The 17,815-nt window shown below is 64.8% G+C and carries 15 protein-coding genes; 1 reads left to right on the top strand and 14 read right to left on the bottom strand.

What is annotated here, in order from left to right; genetic code table 11:
* Positions 1–33: 33 nt before the first annotated feature.
* From ACYQ1K_RS15860 to ACYQ1K_RS15875, 4 genes are read right to left on the bottom strand one after another with little or no spacing between them, the layout of a single operon-like run.
* Complete coding sequence (locus ACYQ1K_RS15860) at positions 34–492, bottom strand: ester cyclase (RefSeq protein WP_459984080.1); 459 nt, start codon at positions 490–492, stop codon at positions 34–36.
* The gene (locus tag ACYQ1K_RS15865; protein WP_459984081.1) at positions 492–2,609 is read right to left on the bottom strand and encodes a hydantoinase/oxoprolinase family protein; all 2,118 of its coding nucleotides are present in this window, start codon (positions 2,607–2,609) and stop codon (positions 492–494) included. The genes ACYQ1K_RS15860 and ACYQ1K_RS15865 overlap by 1 nt, the downstream gene beginning before the upstream one ends.
* 34 nt (positions 2,610–2,643) lie before the next feature.
* Entirely contained in the window at positions 2,644–4,518 is a 1,875-nt protein-coding gene (locus ACYQ1K_RS15870; RefSeq protein WP_459984082.1) for a hydantoinase B/oxoprolinase family protein, read from the bottom strand.
* A 43-nt stretch (positions 4,519–4,561) separates the two neighbouring features.
* Positions 4,562–5,899, bottom strand: coding sequence for an NAD(P)/FAD-dependent oxidoreductase (locus ACYQ1K_RS15875; RefSeq protein WP_459984083.1), 1,338 nt, complete (start codon positions 5,897–5,899; stop codon positions 4,562–4,564).
* Between the two features lie 552 nt (positions 5,900–6,451).
* On the opposite strand from ACYQ1K_RS15875, the gene ACYQ1K_RS15880 reads away from it, so the two are divergent.
* Positions 6,452–6,736, top strand: a complete 285-nt coding sequence (locus tag ACYQ1K_RS15880; RefSeq protein ID WP_459984084.1) for a hypothetical protein — start codon at positions 6,452–6,454, stop codon at positions 6,734–6,736.
* A gap of 104 nt (positions 6,737–6,840) precedes the next feature.
* Here the strand turns inward: ACYQ1K_RS15880 and ACYQ1K_RS15885 are convergent, their stop codons facing one another.
* The 10 genes from ACYQ1K_RS15885 to ACYQ1K_RS15930 form a co-directional block, all read right to left on the bottom strand.
* Positions 6,841–7,407 carry a flavin reductase family protein gene (locus ACYQ1K_RS15885; RefSeq protein ID WP_459984085.1) on the bottom strand — a complete coding sequence of 189 codons (567 nt, stop codon included), beginning with the start codon at positions 7,405–7,407 and terminating at the stop codon, positions 6,841–6,843.
* On the bottom strand, positions 7,337–8,830 hold the full coding sequence (locus ACYQ1K_RS15890) for an aldehyde dehydrogenase family protein (RefSeq protein WP_459984086.1): 1,494 nt from the start codon (positions 8,828–8,830) through the stop codon (positions 7,337–7,339). The genes ACYQ1K_RS15885 and ACYQ1K_RS15890 overlap by 71 nt, the downstream gene beginning before the upstream one ends.
* Before the next feature lie 33 nt (positions 8,831–8,863).
* Entirely contained in the window at positions 8,864–9,253 is a 390-nt protein-coding gene (locus tag ACYQ1K_RS15895; protein ID WP_459984087.1) for a carboxymuconolactone decarboxylase family protein, read from the bottom strand.
* Position 9,254: 1 nt separating this feature from the next.
* The gene (locus ACYQ1K_RS15900; RefSeq protein ID WP_459984088.1) at positions 9,255–10,214 is read right to left on the bottom strand and encodes a fumarylacetoacetate hydrolase family protein; all 960 of its coding nucleotides are present in this window, start codon (positions 10,212–10,214) and stop codon (positions 9,255–9,257) included.
* Positions 10,211–10,804, bottom strand: coding sequence for a VOC family protein (locus tag ACYQ1K_RS15905; protein ID WP_459984089.1), 594 nt, complete (start codon positions 10,802–10,804; stop codon positions 10,211–10,213). The genes ACYQ1K_RS15900 and ACYQ1K_RS15905 overlap by 4 nt, the downstream gene beginning before the upstream one ends.
* A 621-nt stretch (positions 10,805–11,425) precedes the next feature.
* The gene (locus tag ACYQ1K_RS15910; RefSeq protein ID WP_459984090.1) at positions 11,426–11,800 is read right to left on the bottom strand and encodes a hypothetical protein; all 375 of its coding nucleotides are present in this window, start codon (positions 11,798–11,800) and stop codon (positions 11,426–11,428) included.
* Positions 11,797–13,185, bottom strand: a complete 1,389-nt coding sequence (locus tag ACYQ1K_RS15915; RefSeq protein ID WP_459984091.1) for an NAD-dependent succinate-semialdehyde dehydrogenase — start codon at positions 13,183–13,185, stop codon at positions 11,797–11,799. The genes ACYQ1K_RS15910 and ACYQ1K_RS15915 overlap by 4 nt, the downstream gene beginning before the upstream one ends.
* A gap of 390 nt (positions 13,186–13,575) precedes the next feature.
* Entirely contained in the window at positions 13,576–15,240 is a 1,665-nt protein-coding gene (locus ACYQ1K_RS15920) for an FAD-dependent oxidoreductase (protein ID WP_459984092.1), read from the bottom strand.
* A 161-nt stretch (positions 15,241–15,401) separates the two neighbouring features.
* Positions 15,402–17,327, bottom strand: coding sequence for a flavin-containing monooxygenase (locus tag ACYQ1K_RS15925; protein ID WP_459984093.1), 1,926 nt, complete (start codon positions 17,325–17,327; stop codon positions 15,402–15,404).
* A gap of 107 nt (positions 17,328–17,434) precedes the next feature.
* Positions 17,435–17,665 (bottom strand): ferredoxin, encoded by a 231-nt coding sequence (locus ACYQ1K_RS15930; protein ID WP_459984094.1) that lies wholly within the window; start codon positions 17,663–17,665, stop codon positions 17,435–17,437.
* Positions 17,666–17,815 lie beyond the last annotated feature (150 nt).

Genomic DNA, 17,815 nt, shown 5'->3' on the forward strand with positions numbered 1-17,815 from the left:
CACGCGGCCCCGGTCAGGAAAGTCGCGTTCGACTCACTGTCCGAGCGGGATGATCCCGAGTTCGTGGAGGAGGCTGACCTCGTTCCAGGAGGCCCATTCCTCGCAGATCCTTCCGTCGCGAAGGCGACTCATGGTGATGCCCTTGGCCCGCACGCATTTGCCAGTCGCGATCACGCCCATGTACTGCCCGGCATGGACGCCGGTCGACTGCCAGCGGTAGGCCACCGTCGAACCCTGCTCGATGAGCTCGATCTCGCTCGTCGTCATGGCCGGGATCCCGCGGTGCAGCTCCCGGATGACCTCCTTGAACTCCTCGCGGCCCATGTCGCGTGAATGGCCGTGACGCACATAGTCCTCGGTCAGGTAGTCGTCGAGCTCGTCGATTCGGCTGCCGTCTCCGAGGATCTCGACAACCGTGCGCACGGTGCGCTCATTCACGGACATGGACTCCGGATCGTCGGCGTGGCCCCGTGCGGCCTGCTGTTGGCTCATCAGTTCGCCTCCCTGATCTCGATCGACTCTGGATGTTCGACGGCATCGCTTCGTACAAGGCGGAAGCCACCGGGTTCCGCCGTCGCCCGGTAGCCCGGGGGCACCAGGACAGTGGTCGTCGGTGAATCGAGAAGGGCCGGGCCCGCGACCACTGCACCGTCCTCGAGAATCAGCGCGTTCAGGGCCGGCACCTCGACGAATCCGCCTGCCTCTTCGAAGTACGCGCGCCGCACGCCGTGAGGCACTTCCGACCCAGCGTCATCGCGAGCCGACTCAACGCGGGCGTTGGCCGAGGCCGGCCGCGGTCGGACACCGATTCCGGTGGCACGCCAGTGAAGGAACTCGATGGGTGCCTCAGGGAGGTCGTATGAGAATCGCTCCCGGTGGGCGTCATCGAAGAACCGGCGCATGTCCTCCAGGGAGGTCTGGTCGAGAACTCCCGCAGGCACCGGAACGATCAACTCGTGGACCTGTCCGGCGTACCGGGCGTCAACAGTCCGAGCGATCTCCGACGAATCGGCCCGGAAGCCCGCGAGGCGAAGGTCCTCCTCCGCATCTGCCTCCAGCTTGCGGTAGATGGCGTTCAACTCATCCCACGGCATGTCAGACGTCTGTGCATAGAGCGTTGCCGAGTAGTCGTGGCGGACGTCCGACACAGTCATGCCGAAGGCCGAGAGAAGGCCAGACTGGAAGGGCACGACGATCGAGGCGATCTCCAGCGCGTCAGCCATCCGCGCACCGTGCAGGGCGCCACCGCCACCTCCGGTGACCATGACGAACCCGCGAGGATCGATCCCGCGCTCGACCGTCACTGCCCGGATGGCATTGACCATGTTGTCATTGACGACACGGAGAATCCCCGCTGCGGCTTCATGGGGATCGGAGATACCGAGAGGACCCGCAACATGCTCCTCGATCGCCTTGAGAGCCAGGTCAGGACGCAGCGGGCGCCGACCACCCAGGAACGTCTCCGGTGACAGGTAGCCAAGCACGATGTTCGCATCGGTCACGGTCGGGAACCGCCCACCCCGGGCATAGGCCGCTGGCCCGGGCATCGAACCGGCCGACTGCGGCCCCACCCTCAGCGCACCGCCGTTGTCGACCCAGGCGATGGATCCACCGCCTGCACCGATGGACGCGATCTCCACGGCTGGCAGGCCGATCGGCTGATGAGCGATCATCTCGTCGCGCGACAGTGGGATCTCGCCACGGCGGATGATGCCTGCCTCGAAGGAGGTGCCCCCCATATCGATGGTCATCGCATCCTCGAGCCCGATCTGCTCGACGATCCACCGCGAGGCTGCCGGTGCCGCAGCCGGTCCGGAGTGGACGATGCTCACCGGCGCGCGTAGGACGTGGTCTACGGCGGCGCATCCACCGTTGAGCTGCATGATCTGTAGGGACGTCCGAAGCCCGTTCGTGGCCAACCAGGACTCCAGCTCACGGAGGTAGGTGTTGGTTCGAGGAAACACATAGGCCGATAGGACGGTCGAAGATGTCCGGACCCACTCGCCGATCTCGGGCAACACCTCCGACGACAACATGACCGGGACGCCCGGCAGCTCCTCGGCTAGGTGCTCCTTGATCTGCTGCTCGTGGACAGGGTTGACGTGGGCCCAAAGCAGGCAGACGGCGATGCTCTCGACGTCACTCGCCCGAAACGTGTTGATCGCCCGAGCCAGCGAGGACCAGTCGAGGGGGACCTTCACGCCGCCGTTCTTGTCGATGCGCTCCCTCACCCCCAGCCGGAGGTGGCGCGGGACGAAGTCCTGGGGACGTGGCAACTTGATGTTGAACCGGTCCCACTTGAATCCGTCACGGAAGTAGAGCGAGTCCCGGAAGCCCTCGGTGGCGAGAAGCCCCACCTTGGGTCCGTTCCGCTCGATGAGCGTGTTCGTTGCCACGGTCGATCCGTGCACGAAGTAGTCGGTGTCCGCGAGCAGCTCCCGGACCGTGAGTCCGAGCTCGCGGGCGAGGTCGGTCAGGCCGTTCTTGACGCCATCGCCGAGCCGTTCCGGGGTCGAGTCTGTCTTCCACAGCCGTGCGGTGCCATCACCGCGCACGGCGACGAGGTCAGTGAAGGTGCCGCCGATGTCGACGCCGATGTTCCATCCCATCGTGATCGTCTCCTTGTCTGGTGGTGTCGGTCGGTCAGAGTTTGCGGGCGTCGATCGCTGACGCGATGAACAGGTCATCGGTCTGTGTGTGGGTGGCCACCCAGGAACCCGTTCCCGGCGCCGTCGGAGTAATGGCCACCAGTGGATTGCTGGCTCTCGCGGCACGAAGCGATGCTCGGAGCGCTTCGGTTTCCGTGGCCGCGATCGTCGGACTGTCCGCCGCCCCCATTAGGACCACACCGAAGACATCGCGGGCAGCGTCGATGCCGTACATGCCGTCACGGACATCGCTCTGCACCTGCTCGGCGCTCCGTCGCAGGGGATCACCCCATCCTCCGCCTCCGGAGGAGACGCCGGTCCACCGGTCGCCAGATCCCAGCGTCGCGAAGACTGCTGGCGGCAGGAATCGTCGCGGCGAGTCGACCGTCGGCTCGAGGTAGTGACCGCCGCCGGCGCCCGGGGTGCCGCCGTTCGCACCGTGTGGCTGGTTGATGAGCGAGTCGTTGACCTGGATCCATTCGATCTCGTCCGCCGTCGGAGACACCGTGACGCGGACACCGGGGCCTCCGATGTACTCCCCCAGTCCCATCGAGTCAGCCGCAACCTCCCACCGCTCGAAATGCAGCGGGTAGAGGAGTTCACTGTGTTCGATGCCCGGGATCTTGAGTCCGCCCGACGCTGCCACGCACACCCACAACGGCCACCCGTCCGCTCCGTCGGCGGCTCCGCCACCACCGCCGCCGTTGAGCATGAGGTGACCCCACGCCACTCCGGTGTCGGGGTCCGTGCCAGACAGGTTCGGCACGTTGGACCAGTGAGCGGTCCCAGCGCGGACCCGCGATGGAATGACCGGCGTGAGCGCCTTGGTGACTGCCTCGGCAATCACATCCCCCGGCTGGGTAGTCGCCGATGCCGTGGAAGCGGGCCAGATCGGGTTCACCATGGAGCCTTCTGGAGCGGTAACCGTGATGAGGTCGAAACACCCCTCGTTCCGCGGGATGTCAGCGTCGAACATCATAGCGATGGCGGCGGTCGCCTGGGCGACGCACACACCCAGCGAGGCGTTGTGCCCAGACGGCACCTGGGGTGCTGTCCCGGCGAAGTCGACGTGGATGGTCTCGTCCTCGACCGTCACGGTCGCTCGAACGAGCAGATTCTGCTGCTCCTTGGCGTCCGAGTCCATCCAGCTCTCGCCGATGTAGATTCCATTGGGAATCTCACGGATGGCTGCCCTGGCGCGCCTGTTGGTGTAGTCGATGATCTCGTCGGCATATCGGACCACCAGGGCTCCGCCGAACTCCTCGCAGAGCTGATGCAGGCGGCGCTCGGCCGTCCAGACGGATCCGAACTGTGCCATGAGGTCCCCGCGGAGCAAGTCGGCGTAGCGAACGTTGGCCAAGTACATCGCGATCACGTCAGTGCGAGGCACGCCTCGCTCGTAGAACTTGATGGGAGGCAGCTGCAGCCCCTCCTGCCAGATGTTGTCGGCCCACTCGTTGACGCTAGACGGCACGGACGCACCCACGTCGAGCTGATGTCCCTTCGCGGCGGCCCAGAACCGGTGCTCACCCTCGATGAAGACCGGCACCAGGGCGACCAGGTCTCCAATATGGGTGTTGCCGTGATACGCCGAGTTCACCACGATGACGTCACCCTCGAAGATGTTGTCACCGAAGGCCTTCGTGACTTCATTCAGCAACATGCTCATCGAGCTGGTGTGCACCGGGATGGCATCCACCATTGCCACCTGGCGCCCTCGCGCATCGTAGATGCAGCACGAGTAGTCCCGACTGAGCGCTAGGATTGCGGTCATCGCCGCGCGCTCGAGCACCAGAGTCATCTCGCTGGCAATGCTGTTGAAGCGGTTGAGCACGACGCTGAAGGTGATCGGGTCGATACTTGATGCCATTGCTATGTCCTCATCCCTGCATTTGCTCTACACGTGTCGGTGATTAGCCGAGGTTTCCGGTGTGCCCGGCGAGCCGGTTGGCGAAGTTGGCGATCTTGGATGCCCTCTGACTGCGCAGCTCTCGCTTGCCACCCAGATACCGCATGCTCCAGATAGCGGCGCTTCCGACCGCGCGCAGTGGTTCCGGTTCCCACGACCGGAGGCGGTCCACGACCCAGGGCAGCCGCGCGTACACCGTGTCTTGGCCCATCAGCAGGTCGCGCACCGTCTTGGCCGCGAGGTACGACGCCGTAAGGCCTTCGCCGACATAGCCTCCCGCCACGACAACACCGCTCGACCTGTCGAACTGGATGGCTGGCGCCCAGTTCCGGGGGGCCCCGAAGATGCCCTGCCACGAAGTTTCGATCCGGTGGTCACGCAGCACCGGGAACAGCCGATCGAGCTCCTCGCGATAGACACGGTGGACGTTCTCTGTCGCGGTCGCCTCGGCCGAAGTCGACGATGCCCACTTGTATGGGATCCGGGCGTCGTCGCCGCCAATAGTGATCCGGTCGTCCGACGTGCGCTGGAGGTGGAGGAACGGGTGCTCGGCACTGACGCTCTGACGCCCGGACCAGTTGATCTCGTCCCAGACCGCTTCCGGTAGCCGCTCGGTGACGAGCATCGACGAATGCACGGGAACGATGTCCTTGGCGCCGACGGTCGGCGAGTAGGCCTCCGTGGCGCGCACGATGTACTTGGCCCTGACGTCGCCGAGGACCGTCGAGGCGAGACGCGGTTCGATGCTGGTTACGCGGGTGTTCTCGTATACCCGAACGCCGCGGCGAACGGCGGCTTCTCGAAGCCCAACGACCAGGGCTGCCGGGTCCACATTGGCCGCATTCCGGTTGAAGCGGGCACCGGTGGCTGACGCGACGCCGACAATGGCGGCACTCTCCTCCGCACCGAGCAGGAACGTGTCGTCCTCGGAGACGCCCCACTCCCGGTCGGATCGGATCTGCGACTCGAGCCACTCTTGCTCGAGCGGGTTCCGGGCGAATCGGATGCTCCCCGAACGGACGAAGTCACAGGACACGGATTCCCTTGCCAAGGCCTCCTCCACGGCCGACACCGACTCGCGGAGATGCCGCTCGAAGCCGATGACCGCGTCGCGACCGACCCGCTTGGCCCAGTGCTCGCGCGAACCCATGATCTGCGGCACGAACGTGCCACCATTGCGGCCGGATGCCCCGAATCCACAGAACTTGGCCTCGAGGACGACGACGTCCATCTCCGGATCGGCCCGCTTCAGTTCAATCGCCACCCACAGGCCGGTGTAGCCCCCACCGACGATGCAGACATCAGCCTCGGTGTCGCCCGGCAGCGCCGACAACGCAGCCATCCGCCGAGGATTGTTGCGGGCGAACTGCGCCAGCCAGTGCGAAGGGAACTCCGTCGGCACCGTTTCAGAGGCAGGCTGTTCTGGATCCATCACTCTGCGGCCACTCCTCCAATGGGGCGACGACCTGGCACTCACCAGGGTCGTCCATGTTCCTCGGTCCTCAACCCGACAACCTTAGCACCGATTATCGGGTTATGGGACACCAGTATTAGGCCGTCTTAGGTTCGTGCGACTCCGGGACGCCAGGCTGGCGAACGCCCGAGCGGAGAACCGCCCGCGAAGTCGAACGGTCAGGCCACACCCGACGGCACCACCGGATGGGGCCGACTGGTTGCCGAGTGCGCCGAGGGAGTGGCGTTGACCCACCTGCTCGCATTGTACGATAATTATGCATCGCGAAACCGGTTATCGTAACCCGTGTTCTGGTCGGGACGAGCCTAAGCCTGACTCGGGTTGCGCGATGACCGCGCCTTCGTCCCCTGGCCAACCCGCGCGGCCCAACGCCGCACCCAGGACAGATCCCCACGCGCCCGAAAGGCAGTCAGAAATCTGATGAGTTATCTCTCCGTCGTCGTTCTCAGAGCGACACCGACCGACATGGCACGCGTCGAGCGGGACAACTCGGTCCTCCTCGACGGCATCCTGGCCGCGGCGGAGGGGCGGATGATCCGCCACGAGCGCTTCGAGCGAACCGGTTACACCATGGACGTCGACGAGTTCACGGACGGCCAGGCCTACGAGGACTTCTCAGCGCAGGCCCGTGATCTGCTTCGCCAGTACTACGATCTTCTCGGTGTCGAGCCCGCGGAAACTCTGTGGAACCGGTGCGAGGGTTGACGTTCAACAATCCCGGAACGAAGCCCGCATCGAGCCGAAGACGGACAACGTCCGCGTGGTTATCCACGCGGACGTTGTCATGTTCGGAGTCAGGTTCGGACTCCTCAGTCGGCGTTGCCGAGGATCACTGAGCCGGGATGGAAACTCCCATCGACGTAGATGAGAGCCGGCTCGTCGGTGAAGGACGCCGCGATGACCTCCCCGATGAAGATCGTGTGCGTGTAGGCCGGAATCCGGTAGCGGACTGCTAGCTCGAAGTAGCCGCTCGCACCATCGATCAGCGGGGCACCCGTGACTCCTGGGTGCCAAGCGATGTTCGCGAACTTGTCCGGTCCAGACTTGGCAAAGGTCTGGACAACAGCCTCTTGGCTTTCCGCGACGACGTTAACCGCGATGTGGTCGGCACCGAACAACTTCGGGTAGGTCGACGATGTCGCGTTGATCGCTACGAGGATGAGCGGCGGTTCGAGGGACACCGAGGAGAAGGCATTGACAGCCAGGCCCCCGGGCGCCCCATCCTCATCCGCCACTGACACGATCGTGACCCCTGTGGGGTAGCGCCGATGGACCGCCCGCACCTTGTCGGCGAGTTCACTACTCTCACTCATGCCGTTCCCCCTCCCCGGCCGCAGGCGACAGTACATTGACCGTCTTGAGCTGCGTGTTCGCATGCAGTCCAGCAAGCCCCAGCTCCTCGCCGATACCGCTGTTCTTGACACCGAGCCACGGCAGCGAGGGATGAGGCGTGCCCCAGGCATTGACCCACACCACCCCAACCCGAAGATCACGCGTGAATCGGTTGATACGCCGAACATCGTTGGTCCACAGCACCGCGGTCAGTCCGTAGTCGGTGCCGTTGGCGAAGTCGAGAACCTCGTCGTCGTCGTCGAACGGAACGATGGTTCCGACCGGCCCAAAGATCTCCTCCTGGGCGATCGTCAGGTCGTTGTTGCCCACGAAGACAGTAGGTTCGACGAAGTAGCCGCGATCACCGATCCGCGAGCCACCAGTAACCAGAGTGGCCCCTTCCTCACGCGCCGAGGCAATGTAGCCCAGCACGCGACGCATCTGCTTCTCGCTGATGAGCGAGCCCATGTCAGTGCCGTCGGCCAACGGATCACCCACCGTGATCGACTCGGCATGAACCTTGATGCGCGCCACGAAGTCATTCAGTACGGATCGATGCACGTAGATCCGCGATCCGGAGGCACAAGTCTGGCCCTGGTTGGCGAAGATCGACAGTGCGGCGACAGGAACGACCTCATCCAGGTTCGCGTCCGGCCACACGATCTGCGGCGACTTGCCACCCAGTTCCAGCGTCACCTTCTTCAAGGCCGCCCCGGCATTCGATGCGATTCCGATGCCAACCTCGGTCGACCCCGTGAACGAGACCTTCGACACCAACGGGTGGGCGATGAGGGCGGTGCCGATCTCAGAGCCACGTCCGGTCAGGATGTTCAGCACACCTGGAGGAATGCCGGCCTCGAGCGCGAGCTCCCCCAAACGCAACGTCGTCAACGAAGCTTCGAGGGCTGGCTTGACGACGAGGGTGTTCCCACTCGCCAGCGCAGGGGCGATCTTCCACGACGCGATCATGGTCGGTGCGTTCCACGGTGTGATCGCGGCGACGACACCCAAGGGCTGACGCAACGTGTAGGAGAAGCGGTCCGCCCCCAAGAACGGCGGCAGGTTGTACGTCGATCCAGAGATCTTGTCGGCCCACCCGGCGAAATGACGCAACGTCTCCACCACGACAGGGATTTCGGCGAAGGCAGCCTCGCCGAAGGGACGCCCTACATCCAACGCCTCCAGCCGCCCGAGGTTCTCCCGATCGGCCTCCACGAGATCGGCGAACCGCCAGAGGAGGCGCCCACGCTCGGCGCCTGACGTCGACCGCCAGGCACCGCTCGTGAACTCGGCATGCGCCGCCTGCACCGCTGCGTCGACGTCGGCCTTGGTCGCGGCTGCTAGGTCAGCGATCTTCTCGCCCGTGGCGGGCGATATCGCGTCGATCGTGCGGTTGTCGCTCGCTGGCCGCCACTCCCCGTTGATGAGGAGCGATGTCGGTGGAAAGCGCACATCTGAGGTGATCATTGCATCTCCGTCAGGTCAGGGTGGCTTCGCGATCTAGTCGCGCTGCGCCTCTTCATGGTCCCGCATCACCTCGCCGGCGACGCGGAAAGCCTCGACGCCAGCCGGGATCCCCGCGTAGACCGCAAGGTGAATCAACGCGTCCTTGATCTCATCCGGCGTGACGCCGTTGCGGAGAGCGCCCTCGGTGTGGAGCTTGAACTCCGCAGTTCGACCGAGCGTGCCGATGATCGCAAGGTTCAGCAGGCTGCGATCGCGACGACTGAGAGTCTCGCGGCCCCATGAGGCGCCCCAGCAGAACTCTGTCACCAGTTCCTGGAACTCACGGCCGAACTCACCGGCATTGGCGAAGGCGCGGTCGACGTAGACCTCGCCGACGACCTCCTTGCGGATGCGAAGTCCGCGCGCGAATCCGGACTCAGCCATCTCAGGCCTCCTTCGTTCGTACTTCGTTGATCACGGGGTTGGTCAGCACTCCGATGCCCTCGATGGCGACATCGATGACGTCGCCCTCCCGCAGGAACTCAGGAGGCGTCCGCTTGAAGCCCACGCCCGCAGGCGTGCCGGTGGGGATCACGTCGCCGGGCTCCAACTCGATGAAGGTGGAGATGTGTTCGATAATGGTGGGGATATCGAAAATCAGCTCGTCGGTCGACGCATCCTGCTTCACCACGCCGTTGATCGTGGTCACGATCGGGAGCGCATGGGGGTCAAGCCCCTCGTCCACCAGAGCGATGCTCGGACCAACCGGCCCGGATGCATGGAAGTTCTTGCCCTCGGTGTATTGAGTCACCCGGAACTGGTAGTCACGAACGGACACGTCGTTGAAGATCGTGTAGCCAGCGACGTGCTCCATGGCACGGTCCTTGGTGATATGGCGACCGCCCTGGCCTATTACGATCGCCAACTCGCCCTCCCAGTCCACCTGGTCCGACACCGCAGGCACGACGATGGGATCGCCATCCGCAACCTGCGTGGCGGCAAAACGGGCGAACAGGATCGGGATCTCCGACACCTGCAGCCCAGCCTCCTCTGCGTGCTTGCCATAGTTCCGCGCGACGCAGATGATCTTCGGAGGGTTGGGGATCGGGACCAGGGTCTTGGTGAATTCGCGCGCGACCAGCAGTCCGTCACGACGCGCGTCCGCATCGGAAATCGATCCGACGTAGGCGACAGCCTCGCTCACGGCCTTGAGAGCCGCTTCTCCGTTCTGGAAGAACCGAAGCGCATCGGTCGGCAGCGTCGCCTCGGCCACCAGGACGGCGCCGACCACGCCGCGCGAGCCAAGTGCCTGCGCATAGGCCTTGTTCAGGTCAACGTAGTCATCCCCACGCACTGCACCGAGGCGGTCCTCCCCAGCGAACCGGAAGCGGGCGATCTTCGTCACGCCCTGCTCCCAGTCAGGAGCGCCGCGCGGCGAGCCTGCTCGGCTTCAGCTTGACGCTCCCGCTCAACCTCGTAAGCATCGAAGTCGAAGTCCTCGAGCTCGATCTCCTGGATCGACGGGTAGGCTCGCGGGATGCCGTCCCAGCCGACCTGATCGATGTTCCAGTAGAACTCCAGCAGGTTGCCATCGGGGTCGAGACCGTAGAACCGCGGCTGGTTGCCGGGGCCACCGATGCGTGCGTTGATGATCGGGACCTCCCGCTCCTTGAACCGGCGGTACAGCTCCACAAGGTCGCCGCTGCTGTCCATCTCGAAGGCGATGTGGTGCAGGCCCAGCGCCTGGGCGTGAGGCTGCTGCGCATTCGGGTTGCGCAGCGTGAAGATCGACAGTCGGTGGTGAATCGTGTCCGCGTCGCCGCGCACGAAGGCGCCAGCCAACACGGCCACACCGTGTCCGACCTCATCCGCGCCGTAGCGGAACATCTCGGTCAGTCGCATACCGAGCACGCCAGTGTAGAAGTCGACAGAGCGATCGATGTCTGCGACCGCGATTCCAACATGGCCCAGGCGGGCCACCTTCCCATGCGCCATGGAGCATGCCTCATTTCTTGTTCGATAATCGAGTTGTTATGCCCGGTAATCATAGTCGCGAGATTCGTCCGTGGCAACACGCTCGCAACACTTGGTTCACGGGCTCACCAGCCACACTCGACTGCTCCTGCCCGAGGGCAGGAGCGCGTACTCCCCACCTCGTCGACTCCCGGGCTCATGCGCGGATCTGGCCGAGATGCACCGCGCTACCCAGAAGGCAGCTCGAGTGGAGGCGGACGGGCCGCGGTGCAGCGGTCCCTTCATGATGCTCGCCGGATCGACCATGATCGGCACGGGAGGCCCGACGGTGGATCATCAGCCCCGCACAAGGCAGGCTGACGGGCGAGCCTCCCGGACCCGCAGAACAACGGGACGTGGACGGCGCGGTCCTTGGACGGCTCCACACTGCGGACGCGGACGAACGCGCGCCCCTCACTGGCGCTAACCGCCATGGCGTTGCCCTGGTGCTGCGAGGGTGCTTCGACACCGGCGGTCCGTTCCATGCGCACGTCGCGGGCAGACGCCCCGTGGGAACCCCAGGACCCTACGGGCCAGGGCCGGAATTGACCTGGATTCCTTCCGGAGGACCATGAACGCTGTCTACGACGGACCCGCGTCGCATCAGAGACAGGACGTCCGGGGAGTCACGGTGGTTCCCGAGCCACGGGCCACCGAAGCGGTCCGGACCGACTTCATGAAACGGTCCCGCGTCATGAACGCCTGGTAGTAAGCCGAGTGCCACGTCGGTGAGTGGTCAACCAACACGGCTGTCACCGCAATCTCGCCCGCAGCCTCGGGCCGGGAGTCGAAGTCGAGCTGATTGAACCCGACGAAGATGCCCTCCTCACCTGCTACCCGCCTTGCAACGCCCCGGCGAAGATCGTCGAAAGCCCGCAGCACGGCTGCTTGGTCCAGGGTCTGATCCATCACCGGACGGGCTTCGAGCAGGCGCGACTCGATGATGACGCTGCACTCCGCCCCGGCCAGGCGAGTCATGCGTCCCACGCCACCGAGAAGTACTGGGGCTCCTGGAACTCCAGCATCCCCTCACGCGCACCTTCGCGGCCGAGCCCACTCTGCTTCACACCGCCAAACGGTGCGGAGGGATCCGAGACCACACCCCGGTTGACGCCGACCATGCCAGCCTCGATTCGCTCGGCGATGCGCAGGGCCCGCCCGAGGTCGCCGGCGAAGACGTAGGAGGCAAGCCCGTACTCCGTCGCGTTGGCCTGCTGGAGCATGTCCTCCTCGTCGGACCAAACCACGATCGGCGCCACGGGGCCGAACAGCTCCTCGCTGAGGATGCCGTTGTCGGGCGCCAGGTCGACGAGGACCATCGGCGGAAAGAAGTGGCCGGGTGCGCTTGGCAGTGCCGCGCGGTGGGAGATTCGAGCCCCTTGGGCCACTGCAGCCTCAACAGTGGCCGTGATGCTGACGACCGCACGCCTGGAGATCAGCGGACCGATTGCCGCGCCCTCGGCAGCCACACCGACGGTCAGCTTCTCCACCTCGGCGCCGAATCGTGCGATGAACTCTTCGGCCACTGCCTCATGCACATAGAGCCGGTTCGCTGCCGTGCACGCCTGACCACCACCGCGGAACTTTGCCGTCATGGCGCCGGCAACCGCGACGTCGAGGTCCGCGTCGTCGGTGACGATGAGCGGCGCATTGCCCCCGAGCTCCATCGACGCGTTGATGACACGGTCGGCGGCCAGGCTGAGGAGGTTGCGGCCGACGCCGGTGGATCCGGTGAAGGAGACTTTTCGAACGCGGTCGTCCTTGAGCCACGCCGACACCACACCACGGGCATCCGTGCTCGGCACGATCTCGATGGCTCCATCAGGCAGGCCGGCCTCATGAAGGAGGGCACCGATGGCAATCGCGGTGAGCGGGGTCTCCCGTGCGGGCTTCAGCACAGCGGTGCAGCCTGCTGCGAGCGCCGGCGCGATCTTGCGCGTCGCCATCGCGGCCGGGAAGTTCCAAGGCGTCACCAAGGCGGCCACACCCACGGGACGGTGGTGCACGATCGTTCGGGCTCCTCCCCCGGGTGTCTCTCCGAACTCACCCCCAGGTCGAACAGCTTCCTCGGAGAACCAGCGGAAGAACTCAGCGGCGTAGGTGACCTCCGCTGCCGCGTCCGCCAGCGACTTCCCGTTCTCCCGAGCGATCAGGCGGGCAAGTTGCTCCTTGTCGCGAAGCATGAGGTCAAAGGTGCGCCGCAGGATGTCGGAGCGCTCGCGGGGCGACGTCGCCGCCCACGCGGGGAAGGCGCGAGATGCGAGATCGACAGCCCGGATCGCATCCGACATATCGTGGTCACGAACGCGAGCGATGTCCTCCAGGGTCGCCGGATCCTGGACGGCGAACGTCTTGTCTGTCATGGGTAGAGGCCTCTCTCACGTTTTGACTAGCAACTGGTTGGACGGCGGGGGCTTATCGCGCCGGCGGGCGGCGTCACCTGCCACCGTTCGGGTTCAGCGACGGCTTGTTCCCAGGCGCTTCCATCCGCGCAACCGAACAGGATTCGACGTCGGTAACCCCGGACCCGTGCCGGAGCCTGCCGTGCACCACACCGAGATCAGGCCGCTTCGCTACCTCGAGGCGGACAGCGGCACGTCGCCCAGACAGTCGTGCGCCGGGGCATGGCGCTCGCCACCGACGACACCGATTCCTTCACGGTTCCGATCGGGTGGCCAACGGCTAACCAGCCAAGCGCATGCTCAGCGAGCTCTCCCGCCGCCTGCGGGCGTTCACCTAACGACGCTGTCGGCCTACTGGGCGGACTCTCGGACGATCTCGAGCATGCGCTCGACACCCAGCACCTTCACACGAGGGCGACCGATCTCGCGACCCTGGGCCAGCTCGTACTTGTCGATCTGTTGCCAGTCACGGTAGGTGATCGCGTCCGGCTGGCCAGCAGCCACGGCGGTCTTGATGGTGTCTGCGTCTCCCTTGGGATCATCGAGCAGGCCCTCGTCGAAGTCCGCGATCAGCGATGCGACGGTCTCCGAGGCGCACTTCTTGTTGGTTCCGATCACCCCGGACGGTCCGCGCTTGATCCAGCCAGTCGTGTATGAACCCCGCACTGGCTGCCCATCTACCGGGTCCACGACGCGTCCACTGTCATTGGGAAGGATGCCGGCACGGTCGTCGAACGGCAGGGCCTCGATCGGCTGACCCCGATAACCGACGGCGCGGAACACCAAGCCGCAGTCAAGCAGCTCGACCTCGTCCGTGGTCCGATAGCCGCCCTCGAGGTCGGGCTCGTTCACGAAGAACCGGACGCCCTCGACCTTCTCCGCACCAACGATCTCCGACGGGGTACGGAGAAACTCGAGTCGGATTCGCCGCTGGCTCTCTCCTGCCGGACGAGCCGCAGCCTTCGTCAGGACCTCAAGCTTCTTTGCGGTCATGACCGGAAGTCCCTGGGCCGATGCCGCCACCTCGCGGTCTTCGACCACCAGATCCACGTCGCTGCGATCGAGGAGGGACAGCAACTCCGGCGTGGAGAACGCCGCCTCAGCCAGACCGCGACGGGCTACCACCACTACTTCCCGGACAGCGCTCTTCTTGAGCGCTTCCAGGGCATGGGGCGCGATGTCGGACTTCGTCAGCTCCGCCGCGCTCATCGTCAGCACTCGGGCCACATCCAGCGCCACGTTGCCGTTGCCGATGATGACGGCACGCTCATGGCTGAGGTCGAACTCACGATCTACCTGACTCGGATGGCCGTTGTACCAGGCCACGAAGTCAGTCGCCGAGTGGCTGCCGGGCAGGTCCTCGCCGGGCACGCCGAGTCGCCGGTCAACCGACGCACCCACGGCGTAGATCACGGCGTGGTGGCTGTCCAGCAGGTCCTGGTGGCTCACGTGCTTGCCCACCTCGACGTTCAGGTGCAACTCGACGGCTGGATTCGCGACCGTCCGCTTGAACTGGCTGATAACGCCCTTCGTGTCCTGGTGGTCCGGCGCGACGCCATAACGGACCAGCCCCCACGGCGTGGGCAGCTTCTCGAACATCGTAACCTCGGCAGCCACGTCTCGGTTCTTGACAAGGCAGTCCGCGGCGTAGCATGCGGCCGGACCGGAACCGACGATGGCCACCCGCAACTTGCGCCGCTCCTCGACCGGCACAGCCGGCTTCGGCCGCACGTTGCTCGGCGGGGGGTAGTCCCGGTGCGCAGGTACCGTGTAGTACTCACGGTTCAGATCCGCGAAGGGCGTCGTCTCGGGGGTCAGTTCCATGTCCGAGACGATCGCGTCAACGGGACATTCTGGAACGCACGCCCCGCAATCGATGCAACCCACCGGATCGATGTAGAGCATCTCGGCCTTGCCGTAGCCAGGCTCATCCGGCGTTGGGTGGATGCAGTTGACGGGACAGACCGCGACACATGATGCGTCGTTGCAGCACGAGCGGGTAATGACAAACGTCATAGGAAATCCTCCGGCGACTCAAACGTGACCAAACAAGTCAGCGGCAGGGCCCCAGGTGGAGTGCCCACGAGCGCTCGGGCCGCGTACTACTCGGTCCTCCGCACTCCACTCCAGGGGCGCCTACAGACATGACGCCGCAGCGACCTTGCCGCGGCGACACGTCACTTCATTCGATATTCAGAAAAATCGGGCTGGAGAGTCCAGTTGAAGTACTCCCACTGATACCAAGGGCCGTTGGTGGCGACTCGATTGAACTCGTTGAGGTAGTACGACTTTTGACGATTGTCCATCCAGATCATACCGGCAAGCTTCTGGTCCATCAGGGCGTTGGATTTCTCGTAGGCCTCCGGCGTCACCTCGATCGACTTCTTGTCGTCGACGGCCATCTTCTCGATGCACTGGATGACGTAACGGATCTGCATCTCACCCATGGCGCACGGCGTGCTCGGGCCGTTGGTGTTGGGGCCGTACAGGCAGAAGAAGTTCGGGAAGCCCGGAATCGTCATGCCAAGGTGCGCACGAGCGCCGTCCCGCGCCCATGCCTCGGTCAGCGTGGCGCCGTCACGGCCCTTCAACTGGATCGTCGCCAAGTAGTTGCTGGCGTTGAAGCCAGTGGCCAGGACAACGGCGTCCAGCACCTGCTCCTCCCCGTTCTCCGTCCTGACCCCGGTCTCGGTGAACTCAGCGACAGGACTGTCGACGAGCTCGACATTGTCCTTCAGGAGCGAGTCGTACCAGCCGTTGTCCTTGGGGAGACGTCGCGCGAGCGGCGGGTAGTTGGGGATGACCTTCTCCATGAGATCCGGACGGTGACCGAGCTTGGACGTCACGTAGTCGAGCAGGGTCTCCCTGAACCGGAAATTGACGGCGCTGACAGTGTTCTCGTCCTGCCAGTCCGGATCGATGTGAAGCATGTTGCGGCCGGTGTCGCTGATGGCGTGCACCTGGGCGAGCCGCAGCCAGTTGACGTAACCGGGCATGTTGTCCAGCATCCACTGCTGGTCATCGCTGACGGGGTCTGCGTAGTCAGCGACGTAGGCCAGCCACGTGCCGGCCCGTTGGAAGACGGTCACCTTCGAGGCGATCTCGCTCAGCGGCGCGACCACCTGGACACCACTCGCGCCCGTGCCCAGGACACCGACCCGCTGACCCGAGAGGTCGATCTCGTCAGGCCACTGGGCCGTGTGGATGAGCCGTCCCTTGAACGAATCGATTCCTGGGATCGCCGGCTTGAGCGGCTGGTTGAAGAGGCCGACTGCGCTGACGATGGCGTTGACCTTCACTGTCCGGCTGACGCCGCCCGACGTCAGCACGACCGTCCACATCTGCTCGTCCTCGGACCACGTGGCCGAGGTCGCGTCGGTGTTGAACTCGATCGAGTCACGGATGTCGTACTTGTCGACAACGTGCTCGAAGTAGTCCAGCAGCTCAGGCTGGACGGCGTAGTGGTGCTTCCAGGGGAAGTCGGGCTCGAACGTGTAGGAGTAGGCGCGGCTCGCGACGTCGACGCGGGCCCCCGGGTAACGGTTGACGTACCAAGTGCCGCCGACTCGATCGTTGCGCTCAACCACGGTGTACTTGATGCCCGCGTCCTTGAAGTGGACCGCCGCGGCGATACCGTTCATGCCGGCCCCGATGACGAGGACCTCGAAATCGTCCACCTTCGCCTGAGCAGCAGGAGAAAGGTCGAACGAGCGCGGAAGTGGCGCTACTCCGAACTCCTCCCACCAGTACTGCATCATGTTCTCCTGGATATCGTGCCCGAAGAACGTCTCCAAGAGCTCCTTGAACTGCGCCCGCGACGGAATCGGCAAGTCGGCCTCGCCGCTGTCCCTCGCCGCGATGAGGTACTGCGTTGCCGTCTCGCGCAACACCTTCAGGTCGTCAGGGTCCGTGATCTCCGGAGGAAGCACGCGGTCGGACTTCGCGTGCGCAGCAGATGTCTTGATGTTGTGAAGCCGCTCGTCATCGGGCAAGAGGTGCATCAGGGTCACCCGCAGAACCGCGGGGTCGGCAGCCTCGACCGCTCGGGCAATCCGGTCGTCGGTGGCCACGGCGGGGTTGCCTTCATCAACAGTCTGCTTCATGTGGGTAAATCTCCTGGTCTGTGCAATTTCAATAGAATTTGTCGACGCTCACGCGGCCCAGCGGTGGCCAGCGTTCAAGTTCGCCGAGACACGAGGTCGCGGGACCGCTAGTAGGCGATCACGTCACCGGTGGCAGCGTCGAAGAGCTTGATCGCCGAGACAGGGCAGGACTCTGCCGCGTCGAGAAGTGTCTCGAGGTCATGAAGCGACACGTCCCCTACGCTGGTGAGGCCGTCAGGGTCCTGAAGGAATGCCTCGGGAGCGACCGACCGGCACATCGCTGTCCCCACACACGCGATCTTGTCGACAGTCGCCTCGATCTTCTTCAACTCACTCATGGTCGCGAGCCTTCCACGTCGTCACTTGCGGGCGGTCTCCCTTGCCTGACACACCCTTGCCCTCAGGCATGTCATCCAGATCTCCCACCACCGCTCCGGGTCAACCTCTCGGCGGTGGCCTTTATCTGAACACTTGAACCCGATATTCGG

It is taken from the genome of Nocardioides sp. AN3, from assembly GCF_054653495.1.